Source organism: Albimonas marina (assembly GCF_029223255.1).
Taxonomy (GTDB): Bacteria; Pseudomonadota; Alphaproteobacteria; order Rhodobacterales; family Rhodobacteraceae; genus Albimonas.
This window is the reverse complement of the sequence record NZ_JARHUC010000001.1, coordinates 787149-808064: the sequence shown is the minus strand read 5'-3', so window position 1 is coordinate 808064 and position 20916 is coordinate 787149. Positions and strand designations below refer to the sequence as shown.

At 73.2% G+C, this 20916-nt stretch carries 18 protein-coding genes; 8 read left to right on the top strand and 10 right to left on the bottom strand.

Annotation, left to right across the window (positions count from 1 at the left end; genetic code table 11):
* Positions 1–66: 66 nt before the first annotated feature.
* Positions 67–1833 (top strand): hypothetical protein, encoded by a 1767-nt coding sequence (locus P2H44_RS03575; protein WP_275762039.1) that lies wholly within the window; start codon positions 67–69, stop codon positions 1831–1833.
* Positions 1834–1927: 94 nt separating this feature from the next.
* Here P2H44_RS03575 and P2H44_RS03570 read toward each other — a convergent pair whose 3' ends face one another.
* Positions 1928–2788, bottom strand: a complete 861-nt coding sequence (locus P2H44_RS03570) for a glycosyltransferase family 2 protein (RefSeq protein ID WP_275762038.1) — start codon at positions 2786–2788, stop codon at positions 1928–1930.
* Between the two features lie 182 nt (positions 2789–2970).
* Here P2H44_RS03570 and P2H44_RS03565 point away from each other — a divergent pair, with 182 nt between their 5' ends.
* The 3 genes from P2H44_RS03565 to P2H44_RS03555 are packed head-to-tail and all read left to right on the top strand — an operon-like array spanning position 2971 to position 6501.
* Complete coding sequence (locus P2H44_RS03565; protein WP_275762037.1) at positions 2971–4134, top strand: Gfo/Idh/MocA family protein; 1164 nt, start codon at positions 2971–2973, stop codon at positions 4132–4134.
* Positions 4135–4168: 34 nt separating this feature from the next.
* Entirely contained in the window at positions 4169–5236 is a 1068-nt protein-coding gene (locus P2H44_RS03560; protein ID WP_275762036.1) for a Gfo/Idh/MocA family protein, read from the top strand.
* Positions 5233–6501, top strand: a complete 1269-nt coding sequence (locus P2H44_RS03555; protein WP_275762035.1) for a glycosyltransferase — start codon at positions 5233–5235, stop codon at positions 6499–6501. The genes P2H44_RS03560 and P2H44_RS03555 overlap by 4 nt, the downstream gene beginning before the upstream one ends.
* Here P2H44_RS03555 and P2H44_RS03550 read toward each other — a convergent pair.
* Together P2H44_RS03550 and P2H44_RS03545 are read right to left on the bottom strand one after the other, a co-directional pair.
* On the bottom strand, positions 6498–9158 hold the full coding sequence (locus P2H44_RS03550) for an AMP-binding protein (protein ID WP_275762034.1): 2661 nt from the start codon (positions 9156–9158) through the stop codon (positions 6498–6500). The genes P2H44_RS03555 and P2H44_RS03550 overlap by 4 nt on opposite strands.
* 163 nt (positions 9159–9321) lie before the next feature.
* Complete coding sequence (locus P2H44_RS03545) at positions 9322–9915, bottom strand: TlpA family protein disulfide reductase (protein ID WP_275762033.1); 594 nt, start codon at positions 9913–9915, stop codon at positions 9322–9324.
* A gap of 42 nt (positions 9916–9957) precedes the next feature.
* Between P2H44_RS03545 and argH the strand changes: the two genes are divergently transcribed.
* The 3 genes from argH to P2H44_RS03530 all read left to right on the top strand — a co-directional run bounded on the left by argH (position 9958) and on the right by P2H44_RS03530 (position 12034).
* Positions 9958–11382: an argininosuccinate lyase gene (gene argH / locus P2H44_RS03540; RefSeq protein WP_275762032.1), complete on the top strand. Its 1425-nt coding sequence runs from the start codon at positions 9958–9960 to the stop codon at positions 11380–11382.
* 141 nt (positions 11383–11523) lie between these two features.
* Positions 11524–11685: a hypothetical protein gene (locus tag P2H44_RS03535; protein ID WP_275762031.1), complete on the top strand. Its 162-nt coding sequence runs from the start codon at positions 11524–11526 to the stop codon at positions 11683–11685.
* Position 11686: 1 nt separating this feature from the next.
* Positions 11687–12034 (top strand): DUF2834 domain-containing protein, encoded by a 348-nt coding sequence (locus P2H44_RS03530; protein ID WP_275762030.1) that lies wholly within the window; start codon positions 11687–11689, stop codon positions 12032–12034.
* Positions 12035–12101: 67 nt separating this feature from the next.
* On the opposite strand, the gene P2H44_RS03525 is transcribed toward P2H44_RS03530, so the two are convergent.
* Positions 12102–12470 carry a DUF1330 domain-containing protein gene (locus P2H44_RS03525; RefSeq protein ID WP_275762029.1) on the bottom strand — a complete coding sequence of 123 codons (369 nt, stop codon included), beginning with the start codon at positions 12468–12470 and terminating at the stop codon, positions 12102–12104.
* A gap of 150 nt (positions 12471–12620) precedes the next feature.
* On the bottom strand, positions 12621–13721 hold the full coding sequence (gene pheS / locus P2H44_RS03520; RefSeq protein ID WP_275762028.1) for a phenylalanine--tRNA ligase subunit alpha: 1101 nt from the start codon (positions 13719–13721) through the stop codon (positions 12621–12623).
* Between the two features lie 458 nt (positions 13722–14179).
* Between pheS and P2H44_RS03515 the strand changes: the two genes are divergently transcribed.
* Complete coding sequence (locus P2H44_RS03515) at positions 14180–15328, top strand: collagen-binding domain-containing protein (RefSeq protein ID WP_275762027.1); 1149 nt, start codon at positions 14180–14182, stop codon at positions 15326–15328.
* A gap of 43 nt (positions 15329–15371) precedes the next feature.
* Here P2H44_RS03515 and P2H44_RS03510 read toward each other — a convergent pair whose 3' ends face one another.
* The 5 genes from P2H44_RS03510 to P2H44_RS03490 form a co-directional block, all read right to left on the bottom strand.
* Complete coding sequence (locus P2H44_RS03510; protein ID WP_275762026.1) at positions 15372–16703, bottom strand: MFS transporter; 1332 nt, start codon at positions 16701–16703, stop codon at positions 15372–15374.
* Positions 16704–16734: 31 nt separating this feature from the next.
* Positions 16735–17259 (bottom strand): hypothetical protein, encoded by a 525-nt coding sequence (locus P2H44_RS03505; protein ID WP_275762025.1) that lies wholly within the window; start codon positions 17257–17259, stop codon positions 16735–16737.
* Positions 17260–17430: 171 nt separating this feature from the next.
* Entirely contained in the window at positions 17431–18645 is a 1215-nt protein-coding gene (locus P2H44_RS03500; RefSeq protein ID WP_275762024.1) for an SAM-dependent methyltransferase, read from the bottom strand.
* Positions 18646–18687: 42 nt separating this feature from the next.
* Positions 18688–19503: a DUF1365 domain-containing protein gene (locus tag P2H44_RS03495; RefSeq protein WP_275762023.1), complete on the bottom strand. Its 816-nt coding sequence runs from the start codon at positions 19501–19503 to the stop codon at positions 18688–18690.
* Positions 19500–20831, bottom strand: coding sequence for an NAD(P)/FAD-dependent oxidoreductase (locus tag P2H44_RS03490; RefSeq protein ID WP_275762022.1), 1332 nt, complete (start codon positions 20829–20831; stop codon positions 19500–19502). Before P2H44_RS03490 ends, P2H44_RS03495 begins: the two co-directional genes overlap by 4 nt.
* Positions 20832–20916: the final 85 nt, after the last annotated feature.

Below are 20916 nucleotides of genomic sequence, written 5' to 3'. Positions count from 1 at the left end.
CGGGCATGGGATATCGAGGGCGGAGCGCGGAGACCGCGCAGCCGCGACGACGGGAAGAAACGGCGGATGCCAAACCTCATCGCATATGGCGTTCTGCTCGGCTGGCCGGTCGTGGCCTACCTGCTGTTCACGCGCACCTCCCGCGCGGCGGCGGTGATCTGGACCATCCTCGTCGCCCACATGGTGCTGCCCAGCAACATGGAGGTCGACTTCCCCCTCCTGCCGGCCTTCGACCGCGACACGGTTCCGGCGATGGCCGCGCTCGCGCTGTGTCTTCTCGGCTTCGGCCTCGTGCGCAAGGGCCGCGGCAAGGTGGAGGGCGCAGAGAGCGAACGGCCCGGCTGGCTGCCGCAGTCCTGGCTGCTCCGGTTGCTCCTGTTCGTCATGGTCCTCAGCCCGCTCGTGACGGGTTACCTGAACAGCGACCCCCTTGCCTATGGCAGCGCCGACTGGGGTTTCCGGCGCCTCAAGGGCATGGAACTCTACGACGGCCTGTCCCTGACGCTCAGCCAGGCGATGCTGCTGCTGCCGCTGCTGCTGGGCCGCCGCCTGCTGGGCGATCCCAAGGCGTTGCGCCTCCTGCTGTGGTGCATGGTGGTCATCGGCCTCGTCTACACCCTGCCGATTTTGTTCGAGCTGCGGATGTCCCCGCAGCTGCATACTTGGATCTACGGCTACTATCCGCACGAAAGCTGGCAAAACGCCCGCTTCGGCGGCTGGCGTCCGCAGGTGTTTTTCCAGCATGGGCTCCGCCTGGCGGTCACGATGTCGGTGATCGTCGTCGCCGCCATGATGATCCCGCGGCTGATGCCGGCGGCGCGCAAGATGGTCTGGCGGCTGGGCGCGGCCTGGCTGACGACGATCTTCGTGCTCAGCAAGTCGACCGGCGCGATCCTGTTCGCCGCTGCGGCGGCGCCCTTCGCGATGTTTGCGACCAAGAGGCTGCAGATCCTGGTGGCGGCCGCAGTCTCGCTGCTGGTCTTCATCTACCCTGCGGCGCGAGGAATCGACCTGGTCCCCACCGAACGGCTGGTGTCCTTCGCCGAGACCATCTCTGCCGCGCGCGCCGAGTCGCTCTCCTTCCGCTTCAAGAACGAGGACCTACTTCTGGAGAAGGCGGCCGACCGCTCCGTCTTCGGCTGGGGCAGCTTCGGCCGCGGCCGGGTGTATGACGATGCAACCGGCCGAGATCTCGCCATCACCGACGGCATGTGGATCATCATCTTCGGCAGCCGCGGCTGGGCTGGATACCTGGCGACTTTCGGCCTGCTGACCCTGCCCGCCCTGATGCTGATGCGCCGGTGGCGCAGCGAGCACCTGGCGCTTGAGGGAACGGCCGTCGCGCTCGCCCTCAGCCTCAACCTGCTCGACCTGCTGCTGAACTCCGGCCTCACGTCGATGACCTGGCTGCTCGCGGGGGCCCTGATCGGTCATGCCGAGTGGATCGCGGAGAAGGACGCCAAGGGGAAGAAGGGGATGCCCGAGCCGGGCGCGCAGCGGCGCAGGCGCGGCCGTCCCGAAAGGGTCGGCCCGGTCCAGACCCCGCCCGAAGCCGAACCCGAACCCGCGCCCGCCCCGGTCCCCGCCTACGCCCGCGCCCCCGCCGAGCCGCCCGGCCCGAGGCGGCGCCCGGCGCCCGAGCCGCTCTCCCGCCCCTCGCGGCCGCGACGAGGCGCGGAGGGCGCGCCTACCGCGGTCGAGACCGCCGCCTCGGCCCCCTCCCAGGAGGGGCCGACGCGCCCCGGCCTCGGCGGCCGGCCGCAGCGCAACGGCTCTCGGCAGTTCACGACCCCCGATCCCTTCGCCGAACCGAAGCCGCGCGGCAAACGGTAAGCCGCGCCGGCGCCTGACCCGCGCGCACGACGCCGGGCTCCGCCGTCGCCGGCCGGCCCTTTTCCTTCTCGCGTGCGAAGAAAGCGCCCAGGTCTCAGCGCCCGCCGCGCGTCCACTCCGTCCCGCCGCGCCCGCCCAGGCGCACGGCGAGCGAGACGGCGGTGTAGACGGCGTAGCTGACCGGCGCGGACGCCAGAAGGCGCAGGTGGTCGGCGGGCGAGACGCCGGCCTTGCCCTCGTTCGCCTCCAGCTCCGGACGGAAGCCGCGCAGCTCGCGCAGGCCCGCGTCCTGGCGCCGCCGCACCCGCACCAGCGCGCCGAAGCCCTCGACCAGCGGCCAGGCGTAGCCGGCTGCGACCTCGACCCGCTCCTCGGGCGCGAAGAGCCAGCGCACGAAGGTGTCGTCGGCGATGATCGGCGGGAACTCCGCCCAGCGCGCGCGCCCCGCGGCGTTCACCGCGAAGAAGCCCGCGCCGGGGGCCGAGCCCGGGCGCATGAAGGGCAGCCGCGTCCACAGGTCGGCGTAGCGCCGGGTGACCCAGCTCCGCCCCCGCGCCACCTTCAGCGCGCCGGTGACGTAGAGCGGCCCGGGCCGCGCCAGCGCCGAGAGCACCGCGGCCAGCAGCTCCGGCTCCATCACCACGTCGGCGTCGAGATAGGCGCGCGCCGGCGCGCTCGCGGCCGCGTCGCCCAGGTTCAGCGCGCCGGCCTTGCCGCCCTGGGGGATGTCCAGCACCTCCAGCCGCCAGCCCCGCTCGGCGAAACGGGGGGCGAGCGCGCGCGCCCGCTCCACCGTCGCGTCGCGGCAGCCGTTGGCGGCCACCACCACCTCGATCGCGCCCGCGGGCACGTCGCGCTGGGCCAGCACGGCCTCGAGGCAGCGCCCGATATGGGCCTCCTCGTCGTTGGCGGGGATGATCACGCCCAGCGCGGGCGCCGCTTTGGGTTCCGTCATGGGGTCCTGACCGGCGTCGCGGAGCTTCCGCCTGCCTAGCCCTGCGGGCCCCTGCGGGCAAGCCGCCCGCCGCGCGCGGCGCCCGCCGCGACCAATCGTCCATGGCGCCCGCCGCGCCCTTCGGGCGATGTTCCGCCGCCGACGCCCCGGGGAAAGGGGCGCCGCGAGGGGAGACGCCAGGCTTGCACCGCATCGCCATCATCGGGCTGGGATTCGTCGCCGACCTCTACATGGGGTCGTTCGAGGCGCACCCCGACGTGACCCTCGTCGCCGTCTGCGATCGCGATCCGGCGCGCCGGCAGGCCTTCGCCGATCACTGGCGCGCCGCCCTGCCCGGCTGCTTCACCGCCGAGACGGAGGCGACCGCGGACCTTCCCGCCCTGCTGCGCCGGCTGCTGCCGGGCGACCTGGTCCTGAACCTGACCAATCCCGGCGAGCATCACGCCGTGACCCGCGCCTGTCTCGAGGCCGGCATGCACGTGTGGTCCGAGAAGCCGCTGGACATGACCCTGCCCCAGGCCCGGATCCTGCATTCGCTGGCGCAGGAGAAACGGCTGGTCCTCGCCTCGGCCCCCAGCTCGGTGCTCGGCGCGGCCGCGCAGACCCTGTTCGCCGCCCTTCGCGACGATGTTGCCGGGACCCCGCGGCTGGTCTACGCCGAGCTCGACGACGGCTTCATCCCCCAGGCGCCGACCGACGCCTGGCTCAGCGTCTCCGGCGCGCCCTGGCCGCGCGAGGACGAGTTCCGCGTGGGCTGCACGCTGGAGCATGCCGGCTACTGGCTCGCCTGGCTGATCGCCGCCTTCGGCCCGATCCGCACCGTCGTCGCCGCCTCCGCCGAGACGATCCCCGGCAAGCTGCCGGGCGGCGAGGCCGCGGCCCCCGACTTCTCGACCGGGATCCTGTTCTTCGAGAGCGGGGTGGTCGCGCGGCTGACCTGCTCGATCGTGGCGCGCCACGATCACCGCCTGCGGGTGATCTGCGACGGCGGCTCGCTGGAGCTCGACGCCGCCTGGGACAACGCCGCCCCGGTGCGCTTCCGCCGCCGCTTCCGGGTGCGCCGCCGGCTGGTCGAGCACCCCTTGCCGCGCCGCCTGCGCCTCGCCGGGCCCAGCCACCCGATGGTCTCGCCCAAGGGCGGCGCGCCGATGAACTTCGCCCTCGGCCCGCTCGAGGTGCTGGACGCCGTCGCCCAGGGTCGGCCCTGCCGCCTCGCCGGCGACTACGCCCTGCACCTGACCGAGGCGACGCTGGCCCTGCAGAACGCCGGCGAGACCACCGGGGCCTACGCCATGACCACCCGCTGCGCGCCGATGGACCCCATGCCCTGGGCGCGGCTGAAGTGACCCCCGCCGCGCGCCGCCCCGAGGGAGACCGCCGATGACCGCCGCCACCCTCTCCGCTCCGGCGCCGATTTCGGTCGGCATCCTGGGCACGGGCGCGATGGCCGCGACCATGGGCGCGGCGCTGGGGCTGTCGCCGGCCTTCGCGATATCGGCCGTCGGCTCGGCCTCCAGCCCCGAGCGGGCGCAGGCCCTCGCCGCCCGCCTGCCCGGCGCGCCGCGCGCCCTGACGCGCGAGGCGCTTCTGGCCGACGAGCGCATCCGGCTGGTCTACGTCGTCTCGGCCACCGCCGACCACGAGGCCGACGCGCTGGCCGCGCTGGCCGCCGGCAAGGACGTGCTGGTCGAGAAGCCGCTGGCCCTGTCGGCCGAGGGCGCAGCCCGCGTCGCCGAGGCCGCCCGCGCCGCCGGCCGCTTCTGCATGGAGGCGATGTGGACCCCGTTCCTGCCCGCCTGGCAGGCGCTGGAGGCCTCCGCCGTCTCGGGCGAGCTGGGGCGGCCCCGCCACCTCGCCTTCTCCTTCGGCTACCCGGTCGACCCCGCGCAGGCCCCGCGCCTGTTCGCGCCCGGCCCCGGCCAGGGCGTGCTGCTCGACCGGGCGGTCTACGGCGTCGCCTGCGCCCTGCGCCTGCTGGGCCCGGCCGAAGGCGTCCACGCCGACCTGCGGCGCGACCCGGCCACGGGCCTCGACGTCGAGGCGTTCCTCCAGATCCGCCACGCAGGCGGCGCGACCTCGCAGGTCGCCGCCTCGATGACCGCGCTGCTCTCCAACGCAGCGACCCTGGGGTGCGAGCGGGGCTCCCTGACCCTCGACCCGCCGACGCTGGGCGGCGAGAGCGTCTCGCGCATCGCCATGGCGCCCGGCGGGATCGGCGGCGGCGGCGGGCTGAAGGCGCGCCTGCGCCGCTCGCCCCTGCTGCGCCGCCTCCAGTCCATGCGCGGCGGCCCGGAGCGCAGCCGTCATCCCTGGGGCGCCGACCAGTACCTGCCGATGCTGACCCACGTGGCCGAGCGCCTGGCCGCCGGCGCGACGGAGAGCGACCGCCAGCCCCTCTCCGCCACGCAGGCCGTTCTGGCCCTGCTGGACGAGGCCGCCCGAGGATGAGGATCGGCTACCTGATGGCCACCTACCCGATGGTCTCGACGACCTTCATCGGGCGGGAGATCGAGGCGCTGGAGCGGCTGGGCTTCGCCGTCGACCGCTTCGCCGTGCGCCATTGGGAGGGGACGCTGGTCGACCCGCTCGACCTCGCCGAAGCGCAGCGCACCGACTACCTGCTGGACGACGGCGGCCCCCGCCTGCTGCTGGCGACGCTGGCCGAGGCGGCGACCCACCCCCGCGGGTTCCTGCGCGCCCTGGGCCTGTGGCGCAGGCTGCTCTCGGCCTCGGGCTTCGGCCTGGGCGGGCTGGTGCGCCACGCCGCCTACCTGATGGAGGCCGCGGCCCTGCGCCGTCGCCTGCGGCGCACGCCCGTCGCCCACCTGCACGCGCATTTCTCGACCAACACCGCCGCGGTGGCGATGCTGTGCCGGGCGCTGGGGGGGCCGGGCTACAGCTTCACCGTCCACGGCCCGGACGAGCTGTTCGACCCCGTCGGCGCCTCGCTGGGCCTGAAGATCGAGCATGCGGCCTTCGTCGCCTGCATCAGTCATTTCTGCCGCTCGCAATGCATGATCTTCGCGCCCGTCTCCGCCTGGGACCGGCTGCGCATCATCCACTGCGGCGTGCGCCCCGCGGGCTACGCCCCCGCCGGCGGCCCGCCCGCGCGGGTGGGCGGCAAGCGCATCCTCTACGTCGGGCGCCTGTCGCTCCTGAAGGGCGGGCTGGTGCTGGTCGAGGCGCTCTCCCGCCTCGTTGCCCGCCATCCCGACGCCGAGCTGGTGGTGATCGGCGACGGCGAGGCCCGCGCCCCCATGCAGGCCCGCGCCGAGGCGCTGGGCGTCGCCGGCGCCATCCGCTTCGAGGGCTTCCGCCGCCAGGACGAGGTGCGCGCGGCGCTGGCCGAGGCCGACCTCCTCACCCTGCCCAGCTTCGCCGAGGGCGTGCCCGTGGTGCTGATGGAGGCGATGGCCGCCGGCCTGCCGGTGGTCGCCACCCAGGTCGCCGGCGTGTCGGAGCTGGTGGCCGACGGACGCTCCGGCCGCGTCGTGCCGCCGGGCGACGCCGAGGCGCTGGCCGAGGCGCTCGACGCCCTCCTCTCCGATCCCGCCCTGCGCGCCCGCATGGGGGCCGAGGGGATCGCGACGGTCGCGGCGGACTTCGACCTCGACGCCGAGGCCGCCCGCCTCGCCACGCTGATCGCCGCCGCCGCGGCGGGCGAACCGCTGCCGCCCGCCCTGCGCCCCGATCCCCTGCCGGCCGCGCCCTAGCGGAAATACATGCGGTGCAGCCGGAAGCCGGCGTAGCCCATGATCAGCAGGAACGCCCCCAGCGCGATCGGCAGCGGCGCCGGGACGCCCAGCGTCCACAGGATGTCGCGCACCGGGATCACCGAGCCGTGGAAGGCGTAGATCGGCAGCGCCAGCCCGCCGATCACCATCAGCGCCTGGAAGCCCCCCCGCACCGGACGCGACAGCGTCGGCCAGCCCTGCACGCTGGTCATGAACAGGCCCAGCAGGCCGGCCGCGACCGAGGCGCAGAACACGACCTGGAGGTAGCTGTCGAAGAAGGGCGCGCCCCGGGTCTGGAAGGCCTCCGGCCCCCACACGTCCCAGCCCACCAGCACGCTCGACGCAACGCCGCCCAGCCCCCCCAGCGTCAACCGGCGGGCGGTGGCGCCCATGTCCTCGCGCCGAGACAGCCAGATGCCCAGCGCCAGCCCCAGGAAGGCCGAGCTCGCTACCCGCGGATAGGCGTAGCCGCCCCCCGCCAGCATCATCCGCGGCCAGTCCAGCAGGCTGTCGAGGTGGGGACCGGTCGCCGCCTCGAAGGCGAAGCGCGAGACGACCCACAGCGCCGCCGAGATCCCGATCGCCGTCGCGATCGGCGCCCGGACCCGCGACATCCCCTCCAGCCACAGGCCTGCCGTGGCCAGCGCCAGCACGTAGAAGGCCAGCACGTTGTAGAAGGCGATCGATACCTGGAGCTGCCCGATGGGCTTGCCCTCGGCCGCAAGCCGCCCGAGATGCGCCGCGGCCAGCACCAGAAGCCCCGCCATCACGACCCAGAGCGCCGAGCGCAGCCGGCGGCGCACCGCGGTGCGGTTCTCGCGGTAGCCCGGCAGCATGAAGAACCCCAGCCCCAGGCCGAAGACCGCCGCGAAACCGGGCGTGCCCATGCGATAGATCAGCGCCAGCAGCGACCCGGCCTGCTCCTCCAGCCCGAGGCGGGCGAACAGGCCCGGCCCCCAGTGGGAGACGAGGACGGTCAGCACCATCACGCCGCGCACCGCGTTGATCGACCAGCTTTCGATGGTGCGCATCGGCAGCGCCTGGACGCGGGGCGGCACCACGCCCTCCGCCGCGCCGCGGTCGGCCAGCCGGGCCACCTCGCGCAGCGGCCGCCCCTCCAGCGTCGCGCGCACCGCGGCGCGGGGGAAGCCGGCCGACTCCATGGTCAGGCCGATCTGCACCGCGCTCAGCGAATCCCCGCCGACGTCGTAGAAGCCGCTTTCGGGCCCGATCTCGGCCGGGCCGACCACGCGCCGCCAGCTCTCGGCGACCCGCGTCTCGCTTTCCGAGCCCAGCGCCGCGGACGGCGCCGCGGCCGCCGCCTGCGGCGCGGCGCCGACGGATGCGGCGCCGCGCTCGATGTATCTCTCCCGCAGAGCCTTGCGGCGGACCTTGCCGGTGTCGGTGAGCGGCAGCGCCTCGACCGTCATCACGCGCAACAGACCGCCTTGGGCGAGGCCCCGATCGCTCAGCGCCACGCGGGCGGCGGCCTCGACCAGCTCGGCCTTCGCGCCCAGCCCCTCGGTCAGCGCCAGCAGCACGGCGTCGCCGCGCACCGGGTCGGGGACCGCGGCCACGGCGAAGCGGCCGGGAAGGCCGACGAGGGCGCCGATCTCCGCCTCCAGGCTCTCGGCCGCCAGCTTGATCCCGGCGACGTTGATCTGGTCGTCGAGCCGGCCGAGGTAGCGCAGCAGCCCGTCGGGCCCGATCTCGCCCCGGTCCTTGGTGGTCAGCCAGCCGTCGGCGTCCACCAGCGGACGCACCCGCCCGTCCTCGCCCAGGATGCCGGTCGCGACGTGATCGCCGCGGATGCGGATCGCGCCCTCGGCGCCGATCGCGACCTGGACCGAGCCGGTCGGGGCGCCGACGCTCTCCAGCGCCTCGGGCGCCACGTCGTTGAGGATGAGGAAGGTGGTTCGCGACGCCTCGGTCAGCCCGTAGTGCTGCACGATCCGGGCGTTGGGGAACAGGCGCAGCATGGCGGCCTTCTCCTCGCCGCTCATCTGCTGGCTGCCGATCTCGATCCAGCGCACCGCCTCGCCGGCGGCGCCGATGGCCTCGGGCGCGGCCAGCACCATGCGCCACAGGCTGGGCACGGCGGAGATCGCGTTGATCTCGCCCGCCTCCAGCATCGCCCGGATCTCCGACGGGTCGAACCGCTCGGGCAGGTAGAACGCGCCGCCCGCCGCGCTGACCGCCCGCGCCCGCCCCAGCCCGAAGGAATAGGTGACCGGCACGCCGATGTATTCGCGGATCTCGTCCGTCACGCCCATCGCCGCGTTCAGCCGCGCCACCACGTCGGCGAGGTTGCGATGGCTCAGCACGATCGGCTTGGGCGTCCCCTCGGTCCCCGAGGTGAACACGATCTGCGCCGGCGCGTCCGAGACCTGCGGGACATGCGCGATGCGCCCCCAGCCCGAGACCTGCGCCGCCGGAACCTCCCGCGCCACCCGCAGCTGCGGATAGGCGCCCAGGTCGATGCCCGGGCGGGTGATCGAGAAGACGGTCCCCGAATCGTAGAGCGCGAAGGCCGCCTCGACGAAGGCGACCGAGTTCAGCCCCTCCAGCGAGACGATCTCCATCGCCTCGCCCCGCGGCGCGGCGTTCGGGTCGATCCCGTCGCCCGCCGGGGTCATGCGCAGGCCCCGCGGACGGCGCCGGTCACGCAGTTGATTTCAAAGCCCATCCGCCTGGCATCCCCCTCGAAGCGTTCCCCGACGCGTCGTGGGAGGAGCATAGACCAGCGCCTTCGGCCGCGAAAGAGAACCCAATGGACGATGAACGACGGAGGCGCCGCCCTCAGCCTCCCGCCGCGGTCATCTCCGCCAGGCGGCGCAGCACCGCCTCGGCCTCGGGCGCGTCCCACTCGGCGTCGCCCTGCACGCGGCCGATCTCGCGGCCCTGCGGGTCGAGGATCAGGGTCGTCGGCAGGCCCAGGATGCCCACCTCGCGGGGCAGCGCGTTGCGCTCGTCCGCATAGCCGGGCAGGTCGTAGAGCATGTTCTCCTTGAGGAAATCCTTGGCCTTCGCGCGCCCGCCGGACTGCACCGCCACCGTCACCACCTGCGCGCCGGAGCCCTCCAGCGCCGCCTGCAGGCGGTTGAGCGAGGGCATCTCCTTGCGGCAGGGCGGGCACCAGGTGGCCCACAGGTTCAGCACCGTCACCTTGCCCGCGAAGTCGGCCACCGTAGCCGTCGCGCCGTTGCCGTTCACGAACTCCGCCTCGATCGGGTCGCCCGGCTCCTCGCGAAGGGCGAGCTTGGTCATCGCGCCCGTGCGCATCCCCTCGATCTCGGCCCGCTGCTCGGGCGTCAGCCCGCCGCCCGCGGCCGCGGGGTTTGCAAAGATCGCGGCGGCGCCTATGACGAGCGCGACGAGACCGGCCAGGCGCATGGTTCTCTCTCCACCTGTGACACGCGAGGACGAGGTCCCCGGATGAGCGACGACAAACCGACCCCCACCGCCGCAGCGACGGGCGCCAACGCGATGTGGGGCGGGCGCTTCGCCTCGGGCCCCGACGCGATCATGGAGGCGATCAACGCCTCCATCGGCTTCGACCAGCGGCTGGCCGCCCAGGACGTCGCGGGGTCGCGCGCCCATGCGGCCATGCTGGCAGCCCAAGGGATTATCACGGAAGCCGACCGGGACCAGATCGACCAGGGCCTTCTCACGGTCTTGTCAGAGATCGAGGCCGGGACCTTCCGGTTCTCGACCGCGCTCGAGGACATCCACATGAACGTGGAGAACCGCCTGCGCGAGTTGATCGGCCCGGCGGCCGGGCGCCTGCACACCGCCCGCTCGCGCAACGACCAGGTGGCGCTCGACTTCCGCATGTGGGTCCGCGACCAGGTCGATGCCGCGATCTCGGGCCTCACCGCCCTGATCGAGGCGCTGGTCGGCCAGGCCGAGGCCGGCGCCGACCTGCCGATGCCCGGCTTCACCCACCTGCAGACCGCGCAGCCCGTCACCTGGGGCCATCACATGATGGCTTACGTGGAGATGTTCGCCCGCGACCGCTCCCGCTTCGCCGACGCGCGCAGGCGGATGAACGAATGCCCGCTGGGCGCCGCCGCGCTCGCCGGCACCGGCTTTCCGCTCGACCGGCACATGACGGCGAAGGCGCTGGGCTTCGACCGGCCGACGGCGAACTCGCTCGACACCGTGGCCGACCGCGACTTCGCGCTCGAGTTCCTGGCCGCCGCCTCGATCACCGGCACGCACCTCAGCCGCTTCGCCGAGGAGCTGGTGATCTGGTCCTCGGCCCAGTTCCGCTTCGTGCGCCTGTCGGACCGGTTCTCCACCGGCTCCTCGATCATGCCGCAGAAGCGCAACCCGGACGCCGCCGAGCTGGTCCGCGCCAAGGTCGGCCGGATCACCGGGGCCTTCGTGGGGCTGTCGACGGTGATGAAAGGCCTCGCCATGGCCTATTCCAAGGACATGCAGGAGGACAAGGAGCAGGCCTTCGACGCGGCCGACAGCCTCATGCTGGCGCTCGCGGCGATGGAGGGGATGGTGCGCGACATGCTCCCCCAGGCCGCCAACCTGCGCGCGGCCGCGGCCTCGGGCTTCTCCACCGCCACCGACCTCGCCGACTGGCTGGTGCGCGAGGCGGGCCTGCCCTTCCGCGACGCCCACCACGTCGTCGGCGCGCTGGTGAAGCTCGCCGAGGACACCGACCGCGACCTCCCCGACCTGACGCTCGAGGAGATGCAGGCCGTGAACCCCGCGATCACCGCCGGCGTCTTCGACGTGCTGACGGTCGAGGCCTCGGTCGCCTCGCGCACCTCCTATGGCGGCACCGCGCCGGCCAACGTCCGCGCCCAGGCCAAGGCCTGGCGCGAGCGGCTTGCCGCGGAGTGACATCGTATAAAATCCGTGACCTCCGCCCCCGTCCGGGACACAATCGTCTCGGGTGGGGGGACATCGCTGGGGAGTGATGGGATGCCATCTGCTGTTCCGCGGACGACGCTCCGCGACGACGGGCCGGGCCGGAGCCGGCCGGTGCTGTCGACGGTCCTGCTGACCGCCGCCCTCCTGCTGGCAGCCGCCGGCTGCGCCCGCAAGGGCGACCCCGTCCCGCCCGCCGACGCCCTGCGCAGCGACGCGCCGACCGTCGCCGCCCCGGGGGAGGTGACCGACCCGATCAACGGACTGGAGGACTGAGATGGGACGTCTCGGCATCCTGTGGCTGCTCCTGGCCGGCGCCGGAGCGGTCTTTCCCTGGCTCTACTTCAAGCAGTGGATCGACGAGCGCGGCCCCTCGCTGGCCGGTTTCGTCGAGGGCTGGACGGCCAACGCCGCCGCCGAGGGCATGCTGTGGGACCTCGCCGTCGCCGCGGTCACCCTGTCGCTGGCGATCCTGGCCCACGCGCTGGCGCGCCGCGACTGGATCAGCCTGCTGTGCCTGCCCGTCACCTGGGTGATCGGCGTGGGCGCGGGCCTGCCGCTGTTCCTGTGGTTCCTGACCCGCAAGCCCCGCACCATCGTGAAGGCCCGCGACGAGAAGTGGTGAGACGGCGGCGCCGGGCCGCCGGGGGCCGTCCCCCTGGGGTCCGGTCCTCTCGGCGGCCGGCCCGGTCTCAGCCTCCGGCCGCAGCCGCGACGCGCCGCTCGATCCGGGCCAGAAGCTCGACCGAGCTGTGCGGCTCCTCCACCCCCTCGACCAGGATCACGTCGCCGGCCGCGTTGCGCAGGCGCAAGGGCAGGATCGCCCGGTAGGCGGGCGAGTCGTACCAGGCCTGCGCGGCCTCCCTGTCCGGGAAGACGATCACCACCACGTCGCCGGGCCAGGCGCCCTCCAGCGTCCGCGGGACCGCGCCATGAACCAGGAAGCGCCCGCCGAAGGGCGCGAGCGTGGCGTCGATGCCGCGCAGGTAGTCGGCGATCTCCGGCCCGAAGGCGATCTCGCGCAGGTGGGCGATGGCGTAGCAGGGGGTGGGAGCGGTCATCGGCGGGCCTCCGGCTCGACGCCGCCCGTTCGGCGGCGATCCGAAGGCTGGCCCTGGACCCGAGTCGGGTCGATTACCCGCCGGGTCAAGCAAACGGCGCGGCGATCGCTCGCCGCGCCGGGATCAGGCGCAGGGACGGCGTCGGGCGCCTCAGGCGCTCAGCCCGCCCCGCATCGTCGGCACGTCCAGCGCGGCGAAGCCGTAGTGGCGCAGCCAGCGCAGGTCGCTGTCGAAGAAGGCGCGCAGGTCGGGGATGCCGTATTTCAGCATCGCGATCCGGTCGATGCCCATGCCGAAGGCGAAGCCCTGCCACTGCGAGGGGTCGATCCCGCCGTATTCCAGCACCTTGGGGTGCACCATGCCCGAGCCCAGCACCTCCAGCCAGCCGTCGCCCTCGCCGACCTTCAGCTGGCCGTCGACCCAGGAGCAGCGGATGTCGACCTCGGCCGAGGGCTCGGTGAACGGGAAGTGGGAGGCGCGGAAGCGCGTCTCCACCCCGTCGACCTCGAAGAAGGCGGCGAAGAATTCCTCCAGCACCCACTTCAGGTTCGCCATCGAGATGTCGCGGTCGATCGCCAGCCCCTCGACCTGGTGGAACATCGGCGTGTGGGTCTGGTCGTAGTCCGAGCGATAGACCCGCCCCGGCGCGATGATGCGCAGGGGCGGGCCCTCGGCCTGCATGGTGCGGATCTGCACGGGGGAGGTGTGGGTGCGCAGCACGTGGGGGTCGCGGTCGTCGCCGTCCGCCCGCGCCATGTAGAACGTGTCCATCTCGGCGCGCGCCGGATGGTGGCCGGGGATGTTCAGCGCGTCGAAGTTGTACCAGGCGGTCTCGACCTGCGGGCCCTCGGCCACGCCGAAGCCCATGTCGGCGAAGATCGCGGCGACCTCCTCGGTCACCTGGCTGACGGGATGGATGGTGCCGCGGCGCTGCGGGCGGGCCGACAGCGTCACGTCCAGCCACTCGGCGCGCAGCCGCTCGGCCAGCGCCGCGTCGGCCAGCGAGGCGCGCCGCGCCAGCAGGGCCGAGTTCAGCTCGTCCTTCAGGGCGTTCAGCGCGGGGCCGGCGGTCTGGCGCTGCTCGGGCGTCATCTTGCCCAGCTCGCGCATCTTCAGGCTGACCTCGCCCTTCTTGCCCAGCGCGCCGACGCGCACCTGCTCGAGCGCGGATTCGTCCGCGGCCTCGGCGATGCGGGCGAACCACTGGGCGCGCAGTCCCTCGAGCCCGGTCGCGTCGTCCTGTCCGTCCATGCCGTCCTCCGAACCGCGGCGCGCCGGCATCCGCGCCGGGGCGCGGGAGGCGGGCCGCTTCGCCTGGATATCCGTTGGCCGGGCGATAGCCAGCGCAGCGTCCGAAGGCAAGCGCCGCGACCGCGCGCCGGGCCGCCGCCCCGCCTCAGGCCCGCGCCGCCGGTCCCTCGACCACGTGGGTTGCAATGCAACGACCATTCATGTATAGTTCACCTACATCAAGGGCGGCTTAATTGAGTCGGCCGCCAGGACCGCTTCCGGATGGGGATCCGGGGGCGTCCAAACGGGTTGAACACGAATCGAGTCTGAACAAGGCGCGGCTGGGGAGCTTTGCGCCGCATCTGGGGTCATACATGTCGGTACAGGGGAACCGCCTTCGGGCGGCGGCCGCGCTTCTTTGCGCGGCCGTGGGTACGGTCGCGGGGTCGACCGCCGCCCACGCAGCGGGGATGGACGCATTGGACGCCATCCGCGAGTTCAACGTCATCGTTTTCCATGACATGAGCACCAATTCGGAGGTGGAAGGCCGCGGCTACATCGGCGGCAACCTCAAAGGCGGCTCGTCGAACTGGTTCATCAAGGGCGGCTCCGCGCCGGCCTCGCGCTACGACGCGCTGATCGTCGGCGGGAACGTCGCCAACAACGGCCAGACCGTGCAGGTCAACAACGGCGGCGGCGTCTACGTCGGCGGCAACTCGTCGGGCGTGAACCTGAACGGCACCGACGGCGCCGGCCGCTCCGGCCGCGCGGTGGTCGGGGGCAACGTCACCGGCGGCTCCTACGAGGGCGGCGAGATGCACGTGGGCGGCAACGTCTCAGGCGGCAACTGGAACTGGAACAACGGCGCCTACGACCTGCACGTCGGCGGCCGGATCAACGCCCAGGGGATCAACCTGCGCAACACCGACAAGGTCTATGTCGAGAGCCGCGGGAACATCTACAACGGCGGCCAGAACTGGACGGTGGTCGAGCAGCCCTATTCCGCCCCGTCGGTGGAGCTGCCCGTGAACCTGCCCGACCTGCTGACCGCCACCAGCGAGGAGCTGAGCGACCTCGCCGTCGCCTCGGGCGCCGGCGGGCCGGTCACCAATCCCAAGTACGCGCACGAGAGCGGGCTGAAGCCCTATTTCGCCGCCGACGGGGACAAGAAGGTCACCTACTTCAACGTCGACGCCTCCGACATCAAGGACTGGCAGCGCGAGATCGTCTTCGCGGCGCTCGACCCGGACCAGACCCTGGTGATCAACGTGCTGGGCAAGGGCAAGCTCGACCTGAACCTGACCGCGAAGGGCGACGACGGCGTGTCGAACTCGATCGCCAGCCAGATCGTGTGGAACTTCGCCGAGATCACCCAGCTCAACGTGGGCGCCACGCTGCTGGGCCAGGTGATCGCGCCCAACGCCTCGGTCAGCCTCACCGGCTCCCCGCTGGAGGGCTCGATCGTGGCCAAGAGCCTGACGGCCACCACCGAGGTGCACCTGGCCACCTTCACCGGCTCCTTCGCCCAGGGCGACGTGGTGGCGACCCCGGTCCCCGCCGCGCTGCCGCTGATGGCCGCCGGCCTCGGCGCGCTGGCCTTCGTGGCCCGCCGCCGGCGCGCGGCCTGAGCGGGGCGGCGGGACGGGCGCGCGAAGGCCGGGCGCTGGGGCCTCAGCCTTCGCGCCGCCCGCTCGCCGCGCGCTCGATGCGGCGGCGCAGCTCGGCCTGCGCCGCCGCGTCGATCGGAAACTTCCACACCAGCGCCACCGCCAGCAGCTTCAGCGCCACCGGCGCGCCGGCGTAGAGCAGCGCGAGCGTGGTCAGCGCGGCGTCCGAATTCGCCTCCGCCGCCGCGTCGAAGCCCACCGCGTCCAGCGCCAGGAAGGCCGCGCCCCCGGCCAGCGCCTGGGCGGCCTTGGTGGCCACCGACCAGACCGCGAAATAGGCGCCGGCCCGGCTCTCCCCGCCATCGGCCGCGTCGGCGTCGACCACGTCGGCCTGGATCGCGGGCGGCAGCGCCAGGTCGGCGCCCAGCGCCACCCCCGACAGCACGCACACGACCGCGAACAGCCAAAGGTCGCCGGGCCCCAGCAGCAGGGCGCAGGCGAAGACCGCGCAGGCCCACAGCATCGCCCCGCTCCAGACCCGGTGCTTGGCGCGCGATCGCGACAGGCGCGACCACAGCGGCATCCCCGCCACCGCCGCCAGGAAATACACCGCCAGCAGCGCGCCCGCCGCCTCGGGCGCCTGCAGGCGATGGCCCACGAAGAACAGGAACAACGAGGCCGGCAGCGCGTTCGCCGCCCCGTTCGCCAGCCACGCCGCCAGCAGCCGCAGGAACGGCCCGTTGCGCGCGGCCCGGCCCAGCGCCTCGCGCCAGGGCAGCCGGCGGATCGAGGGGTCGGGCGCCTCGGGCGTGACCCACAGCGCCCAGGCGAAGGCCGGCGGCAGCAGCACCGCCAGCAGGATCATCACATTGCGCAGCCCCTCGGCCGGCCCGTCGGCGGCGGCGTAGGCGACGGCCGCGCCCAGCATCCCCGCCACGCCCGCCGCCTCCCGCCAGGAGGCGACGCGCACGCGCCCGGCATAGTCGGGCGAAAGCTCCGCCCCCCAGGCGAGATACGGCGTCAGCGCCAGCGTCCAGGCGAGGGTCAGCGCCGCCAGCCAGATCCCCGCCCGCGCCGCCGAGGGCTCGTCCGGCGGCAGCAGCAGGAAGGCGGCCGAGACCAGCACCAGCGGCCCCGCCAGCGCCATCCACGGCCGCCGCCGCCCCCAGCGCCGGGCGATCCCGGCGGGCGTGCGGTCGGACATCACCCCGACCACCGGGTCCGAGATCCCGTCCAGCAGCCGCGCGGCCAGCATGAACAGGCCCAGCGCGCCGAGATCCGCGCCCAGCGCCGCATAGGCCGGCAGAACGTAGACGTAGACGGGGAAGTGCAGCGCCCCCAGCGGCGCCATCGGCGCCGCGTAGGCCGCGAGGATCCGGGCGGGAGGCCAGCTCATGCCGTCGCCTCCCCGCGCCGGGCGCGTCCGCTCAGGTCGGCGCGATCACCACGCGGTCCCAGGCGCGCCGCGCCAGCTCTCCCAGCAGGCCCGCGACCACGGCGGCGATCAAGGCGGGGATCAGCGCGGGCGAGGCGATCAGCGCCTCCCCCGTCTCCACGGCCTTGGTCAGCAGGTGGGCCACCAGCGCCTCGGCGGTGGAAAAATGGGTGAACTCGTAGGCCTTCAGCACCGCCCGCACGCCGGCCAGCACGCTGAACAGCACGCCTGCGATCGCCGCCGAGGCCAGCGAGGCGACCAGCGTCACCCACAGGCCGCGCCCCAGGTTCGTGCCGATGCCCTTCCACGCCGCGATCGCCCCCGACGCGGCCGCGGCGATGTAGACCCCGCCCGGGTCGTTCAGATCCGGATTCGGCTGGATGTGGAAATGCAGCGCCGTCAGCCCGAAGGCCCCGGCTGCGAACAACACCGAGGTGACGATGCGCGAGGTCGCGTAGCGATCGCGCGCGGAGAACGCTCCGCCCCCGGCCGAACCCGGCCCGTCCAGTCTGCTCACGCGCCCGTCTCCCGAGCTGCAGGTTACGCACTACGGGGACGATCATGACGTCGAGGGGGACCGCACGCAAGGTTCAGGCCCCTCTCATCAGGATGAACGCGACATTGACGCCGCGGGGACGGGCCGAGAACGGCGTGCCCGAGCCCTCCCCCGCCCGCAGCCGCCGCCCGCTCAGGCGGGCCGGCGCAGGGTCACCTGGGTGACGTCCGTGGTGCCCGCCATGAAGCAGGCCGCGCAGGAGGCGAGGTAGAAGTTCCACATCCGCCGGAAGCGGTCGTCGAAGCCCATCGGCGCGATCTCGTGCCAGGCGTCCTCGAAGCGGTCGCGCCAGCGGCGCAGCGTCTCGGAGTAACTGTCCCCGAACTCGATCGAGCCCACGGCCTCCAGCCCCGCGCGGCGCACCTGGTCCGACAGGGCCGAGGGGCTGGGCAGCATCCCGCCGGGGAAGATGTACTTCTGCACGAAGTCCACGCCCTTGCGGTAGCCGTCGAACAGACGGTCGTGGATGGTGATGATCTGCAGGCTGGCCCGCGCGTCCGGCTTCAGCCGGTCGTGCAGGGCGCCGAAATAGACCGGCCAGAACTTCTCGCCCACCGCCTCGAACATCTCGATCGAGGCGACGCCGTCGTAGGTCCCCCGCTCGTCGCGGTAGTCGCGGATCACCACGTCCACCTTGTCCGCGAGCCCGGCCTTGAAGATCCGCTCCTTGGCGAAGTCGTGCTGCGCCTGGGAGATGGTCAGCGCGGTCACGTTCAGCCCCCGCGTGCCGGCCGCGTATTCCGCGAAGCCGCCCCAGCCGCAGCCGATCTCCAGCACATGCCCGCCCTCGGGCGCGCCGATGGCGTCGCAGATGGCGGCGTACTTGTTGCGCTGGGCGGCCTCCAGGCTTTCCTGCGTGCCCGAGAACAGGGCCGAGGAGTAGGTCATGCTCTCGTCCAGCCAGCGCGAGTAGAACGGGTTCCCCAGGTCGTAGTGGGCGGCGATGTTGCGCTTCGAGCCGGACTTGGTGTTGCGGTTCATCCAGTGGCGCAGGCGCGCGATCATCCGCACCAGGCCCGCGCCCGCGAAGGGCCGCGCGATGACCTCGTTGTTCATCAGCGCCACGTCCAGCACCGCCTGAAGGTCCGGGCTGTCCCAGGCGCCGTCCATGTAGGCCTCGGCGAAGCCCATCTCCCCGTCGCGGATCAGCCGCGAGAAGACCGTGGCGTCGCGCACCAGCACCACGCCCTCCGGCCCCGGCCGGGTCCCCTGCGCCTTGAAGCTGCGGCCGTCGGGCAGCACGAAGGTCAGGCTCCCGGTCTCGATCCGTTCCACGACGTCGAAGACCGAGGCGAACCAGCGGGGCAGCCCCTGCTGCCCCCGGGTGGTGCTGAGTAGTTCGGTCATGCGGCGGCCTCCCTCCGATCATCCTGCCCCTCACGGAAAACGCTAGCGGGCGAGTCGCGGTTCGGCCAGCGCTTCCGTCGCCGGATTCGGCGCGGAATCGCCTTTCGGACCCCGATATCGGCGGAACGGAGCGCCTTTCAGCCACAGACGCAGGGCCTGCCAGTGAATCGCGGCCATCACCTGCATCGGCAGGAACGGCGCCCGCAGCGCCAGCCGCGCCAGCGCCGCGTCGCTCAGCGCGCGCCGTTCGCCGTTCTGGGTGGCGATCAGCAGATCGCCCTCGGCGTCGCCCTGCTTGATGCGCACGGCCAGCCTCTCGCCCGGCTCGGCCAGGTGGAAGCGGTAGACCTGGTCCATGCCGATGAAGGGCGAGACGAACATCTCCTTCACCTGGTCGTGGCGGCGCGGCCCCTCGCCCTCGGCCGACAGCACGTAGGGGATCTGGTCGCCGAAGGTGTTCTTCACCTCGTAGATCACGCTCTCCAGCCGGCCCTCGGCGTCCTCGCAGTAATAGACGGACAGCGGGTTGAAGACCCAGCCCAGGAACCGCGGCATCGCCAGCAGGCGGATCCGCGCCGGCCGGGGGCGGCCCGCCTCCGCCAGCCGCGCCTCGACCCAGGGCCGCAGCGGAGAGCCGTCGCGCGGCCCGTGATCCGCATCACTATGAGACAGCAGGTTGAAGCGGTTGACCGAGAACAGGCGCAGCGCCCGGCTCGTCTCGGCCAGCCGGTCCACGTCCAGCAGCAGGGTCCACAGCGCATAGCGGAAGCGATGCGCCTTCGGGCGCAGGCGCATGTGCATCACGTGCCCCGCGTAGGCGCAGCCCTGCTCGGGCGGGAGGGGGGCCGCCCGGCTCATTCCGCTGCCGTGGCGGCGAACTGGCCGGGGATCGGGGCGCCGACCTCGCGCGCCCACTCCGGCCGCCCGCCCAGCGCCGCGGCGGCGCGCAACCCGCTGCGCAGCCCGTCCTCGTGGAAGCCCCAGCCCAGCCAGGCCCCCGCGTGCCAGATGCCGCCGCGCCCCTGGATCGCGTCCATCTCCGACTGCGCCTCGAAGGCGGGGCCGTCGAACAGCGGATGGGCGTAGGAGAACTCGCCATGCACCGTCTCGGGGTCCGGCTCCACCGCCGGGTTCAGCGAGACGAACAGCGGCGCCTGCGCCGGCAGCCCCTGCAGCCGGTTCATCCAGTAGGAGACCTCGGCCGGCCGCCGCGCGTCCGCCTCCGCCCCCTGGCTGAGGAAGTTCCAAGACGACCACACCTTGCGCCGCCGCGGCATCAGGCGCGGGTCGGAGTGCAGGACGGCGCGGTTGTCCGAATAGCGGATCGCGCCCAGCAGCGCCCGCTCCCGCCCATCCGCGTCCTGCATCAGGCGCAGGGAGAGGTCGGCGTGGGTCGCGAGGATCGCCTGGTCGAACCGCCCCTCGGAGCCGTCGGAGAAGCGGATGCGCACTCCGTCGGGGCCCCGCGTCACCGCCTGCGCCCCGACGCCCAGCGTCGCCCGCGGCCCCAGCGCCTGCACCAGCCGGCGCACGTACTCGCGCGAGCCGCCGTCCACCGTGCGCCAGCGCTGCGCGGGGTCGAGGCCGGTCATCAGGTCGTGGTTGCGGAAGAAGGCCACGAAGCTGGAGGCGGGGAATTCCAGCATCTTCGCCGTCGAGGTCGACCAGATCGCGCCGCCCATCGGGGTCACGAAGCGGTCGCGGAAGGCGGCCGAATAGCCCCGCAGCGTCAGCCAGTCGCCCAGCGACAGCCCCTCGAGGTCGCCGCTCTCCAGCTCCTCGGCCGCCGAGCGGTTGAAGCGCAGGATCTCCAGCAGCATGCGGATGTGGCGGGGGTTGGCGCAGTTCAGCGGCTGGGCGAACAGCCGGGCGAGGTCGTCGCAGGCGTATTCGTAGGCGCCCCCCTTCAGGGAGAAGCCGAAGCTCATGTCCGACCACTTGGTCGGCACGTCCAGATGCTCGAACAGGGCCGTCAGGTTGGGATAGTTGCGCCGGTTGTAGACGATGAAGCCGGTGTCCACGGCGATGGGGCCCGGCAGGCCGAACCGCTCGCCCGGGACCTCGACCGTGTTGGCGTGGCCGCCGAAGCGCGCATCCTTCTCGAACAGGTGGACGTCGTGGCGCTCCGAAAGGGCGAGCGCCGCGCCCAGGCCCGAGATGCCGGCGCCGATGACCGCGATCTTCATTCGTTTCTCCGTCTTGCCGGCCGGAACCGGCCTGTTGGGGTCTCGCCGGCCCGGGGCCGGTCTGCATCTTCTCGACGGCCCGGGG

Excerpts from the sequence above, each read along its gene's own strand:
- P2H44_RS03545 (WP_275762033.1), bottom strand. The coding sequence starts at position 9,915 with ATGCGCCTGGCCGGTCTCGTCGCGCTCGTCATAGGCGCCGCCGCGATC.
- P2H44_RS03560 (WP_275762036.1), top strand. The coding sequence starts at position 4,169 with ATGACCGCCGCCACCCTCTCCGCTCCGGCGCCGATTTCGGTCGGCATC.
- P2H44_RS03550 (WP_275762034.1), bottom strand. The coding sequence starts at position 9,158 with ATGACCCCGGCGGGCGACGGGATCGACCCGAACGCCGCGCCGCGGGGC.
- P2H44_RS03525 (WP_275762029.1), bottom strand. The coding sequence starts at position 12,470 with ATGACCGCTCCCACCCCCTGCTACGCCATCGCCCACCTGCGCGAGATC.
- P2H44_RS03575 (WP_275762039.1), top strand. The coding sequence starts at position 67 with ATGCCAAACCTCATCGCATATGGCGTTCTGCTCGGCTGGCCGGTCGTG.
- argH (WP_275762032.1), top strand. The coding sequence starts at position 9,958 with ATGAGCGACGACAAACCGACCCCCACCGCCGCAGCGACGGGCGCCAAC.
- P2H44_RS03570 (WP_275762038.1), bottom strand. The coding sequence starts at position 2,788 with ATGACGGAACCCAAAGCGGCGCCCGCGCTGGGCGTGATCATCCCCGCC.
- P2H44_RS03555 (WP_275762035.1), top strand. The coding sequence starts at position 5,233 with ATGAGGATCGGCTACCTGATGGCCACCTACCCGATGGTCTCGACGACC.
- P2H44_RS03490 (WP_275762022.1), bottom strand. The coding sequence starts at position 20,831 with ATGAAGATCGCGGTCATCGGCGCCGGCATCTCGGGCCTGGGCGCGGCG.
- P2H44_RS03530 (WP_275762030.1), top strand. The coding sequence starts at position 11,687 with ATGGGACGTCTCGGCATCCTGTGGCTGCTCCTGGCCGGCGCCGGAGCG.
- P2H44_RS03510 (WP_275762026.1), bottom strand. The coding sequence starts at position 16,703 with ATGAGCTGGCCTCCCGCCCGGATCCTCGCGGCCTACGCGGCGCCGATG.
- P2H44_RS03500 (WP_275762024.1), bottom strand. The coding sequence starts at position 18,645 with ATGACCGAACTACTCAGCACCACCCGGGGGCAGCAGGGGCTGCCCCGC.
- pheS (WP_275762028.1), bottom strand. The coding sequence starts at position 13,721 with ATGGACGGACAGGACGACGCGACCGGGCTCGAGGGACTGCGCGCCCAG.
- P2H44_RS03495 (WP_275762023.1), bottom strand. The coding sequence starts at position 19,503 with ATGAGCCGGGCGGCCCCCCTCCCGCCCGAGCAGGGCTGCGCCTACGCG.